General features: G+C 35.4%; 4 protein-coding genes and 1 pseudogene. 2 read left to right on the plus strand and 3 right to left on the minus strand.

Going from position 1 to position 2302, the window contains the following annotated elements:
- Positions 1-185, plus strand: a pseudogene (locus F955_RS16540) (transposase); the annotation flags it as partial.
- A gap of 53 nt (positions 186-238) precedes the next feature.
- On the opposite strand, the gene F955_RS16145 reads toward F955_RS16540, so the two are convergent.
- Positions 239-943: an IS6-like element IS1006 family transposase gene (locus tag F955_RS16145; RefSeq protein ID WP_004897650.1), complete on the minus strand. Its 705-nt coding sequence runs from the start codon at positions 941-943 to the stop codon at positions 239-241.
- 110 nt (positions 944-1053) lie between these two features.
- Between F955_RS16145 and F955_RS16150 the strand changes: the two genes are divergently transcribed.
- Positions 1054-1299 carry a hypothetical protein gene (locus tag F955_RS16150; protein ID WP_005407459.1) on the plus strand — a complete coding sequence of 82 codons (246 nt, stop codon included), beginning with the start codon at positions 1054-1056 and terminating at the stop codon, positions 1297-1299.
- A gap of 224 nt (positions 1300-1523) precedes the next feature.
- On the opposite strand, the gene F955_RS16155 is transcribed toward F955_RS16150, so the two are convergent.
- Together F955_RS16155 and F955_RS16160 are read right to left on the minus strand one after the other, a co-directional pair.
- Positions 1524-1706 (minus strand): hypothetical protein, encoded by a 183-nt coding sequence (locus F955_RS16155; RefSeq protein WP_004897244.1) that lies wholly within the window; start codon positions 1704-1706, stop codon positions 1524-1526.
- 203 nt (positions 1707-1909) lie between these two features.
- A partial coding sequence (locus F955_RS16160; protein WP_034429874.1) for a cation diffusion facilitator family transporter occupies positions 1910-2302 on the minus strand: 393 nt, incomplete at its 5' end.

The following is a 2302-nucleotide window of genomic DNA, read 5'->3' on the forward strand; positions in this document are numbered from 1 at the left end:
CCGCATATAACCGAGCACTCATGAGTCGCGGAAATATTGCCATTTGGTTTGATCCTGCTACGCAATGGTATGCTCCATCAAAAGGCAAACAAGGGCGAAATCAAACCTACTCCGACGCAGCCATCCAATGCTGCTTAATGATTAAATCCTTATTTCGTCTGTCTTTACGTATGGTTACTGGCTTTGGGCACTGTTGCAAATAGAGATTTGAGTCGATGATGTTCCCTTTAAAAAGTACTTAGAGACCGAAAACCCTGTTGATTAGACATACTTCACCCTGAGGCTGACCATAATAAAATGACGATGCTTGTCCTTTACGTAGTGCACGCATGACTTCAATACCTTTAATTGTGGCATAAGCCGTCTTCATAGATTTGAATCCTAATGTGGCCCTGATGATCCGCTTTAGCTTGCCATGATCACATTCAATCACGTTATTTTTAAACTTAATCTGCCTGTGCTCAAGGTCTGGTGGACATTTACCTTCCCGTTTTAACCGTGATAAAGCACGTCCATATGTGGGTGCTTTATCCGTGTTGATCACTTGTGGAATTTGCCACTTCTTCACATTATTTAAAATTTTTCCAAGAAAACAATATGCTGATTTGGTATTACGTCTAGAAGAAAGATAAAAATCAATGGTATCGCCACGTTGATCGACTGCACGATACAGATAAGACCATCGTCCATTCACTTTTACATAGGTTTCATCAATATGCCACGAGCTCAGATCTGTAGGATTACGCCAATACCAGCGTAAACGTTTTTCTATTTCAGGAGCATAACGTTGAACCCAACGGTAAATAGTCGTGTGATCAACATTCACACCCCGTTCGGCCAGCATTTCCTGCAGTTCACGATAGCTAATGCCATATTTACAATACCAGCGCACAGCCCAAAGAATGATTTCGCCCTGAAAATGCCGACCATGGAAAGGATTCATATGCTGCACCTTTAGCTAAAACAGTCTTCAGCTTACCATTCGTGGTTATTTGCAACAGTGCCGGTGCGGCTTTATAATTCGCAATAAAATTTAGTCTGCCTAAAGCATTTGTGTTTCCCGCAATCGCTATTTTATTGGTTGCTTGCTTGTTCCCCGCATTAAATTATTATGCTCTTGAAGCATCTGAAAAGTCATTTAACCAAACAACCAATTTTTTAAGTCAGCCAGTACATAAGTTTTCAGCAAATAAAATAACTGTACTTTGGGGCATGTGGTACATGAAAGCCCTATATTTAGCCATAGCAGGTTTAATTGGCTTTGGCATAGCTAAAGCTTTATATCCTGAAGTGATTTAAAAAAATTGGATATTTTTATTTAGAAATTACATTGTATGTTTACAACATAAATTGAGATATATAAAGATGACCCATTGAAATGGGATTAAAAAAATACTTTATTTTTAATATTATAATTATATGTAGTTCAACTAATGGTGTGATAGGTTTTAGTTATAAACTTATTCATTCAGGAATTATATTGCTGAATAAATAAGTCTAATTGATTTATTTATGCAACCCAACTATTCATTTGATTCATTTGATTCATTATTTTCAACTTGTTTTTGTTTAGAATTTTCAACTTTAGAAGCTTTTAAATTCTTTTCAAGAAATAACAAGCCGCCATCTGCATAACTAAAACTTGCGATACTAAAGAATGCACTAATTAACAGTAATTTAGTACAAAATTTATTTTTGAATAGCATGTTTATTTACTCTCATTTAATACTTGTTAGATATTCTAACTTTAAAGAATTAACACCCAGAGGACTCATAAATTACATTCTTGTAATTTTAAAATGTCTCAGGATGGTGTTTAAAGTGCGTGTGATAAATAGAAGTGTAATACAGGAAAATGGTAAGGTTTATCAGCCTAGTCATCTGTCCATTATGTAGAAAGAGCAGCACTTTAATGTTTATGCTGTTCCAATGTATTACATTCCTTACTTTCTATTTGTAACGTAATTTCAGTAATATTATGATTATGTTTTAGAACTTCTAAGGCCTTTTGATAGAGTTGATCTGTATTGCTATTCGGAGCAACCAAATGAGCAGTTAAATGAATATTTTTTGAGGATATAGCCCAGACTTTCAACTGATGAATCCCTTCAACGCCCTCTAGCTTCAATAAATCATTTCTTAACGACTCAATATCAATCTCATCAGGAACTCCTTCAAGCAGAATATTAATACTTTGTTTTAATAAAATCCAAGTTCGAGGTAAGACCCAGAAGCCAATTAACACAGCGATTACGGTATCAACCCACATCCACTGGGTAAAATAAATAACTATTCCTCCGAT

This window comes from Acinetobacter schindleri CIP 107287, assembly GCF_000368625.1.
Classification (GTDB): Bacteria; Pseudomonadota; Gammaproteobacteria; order Pseudomonadales; family Moraxellaceae; genus Acinetobacter; species Acinetobacter schindleri.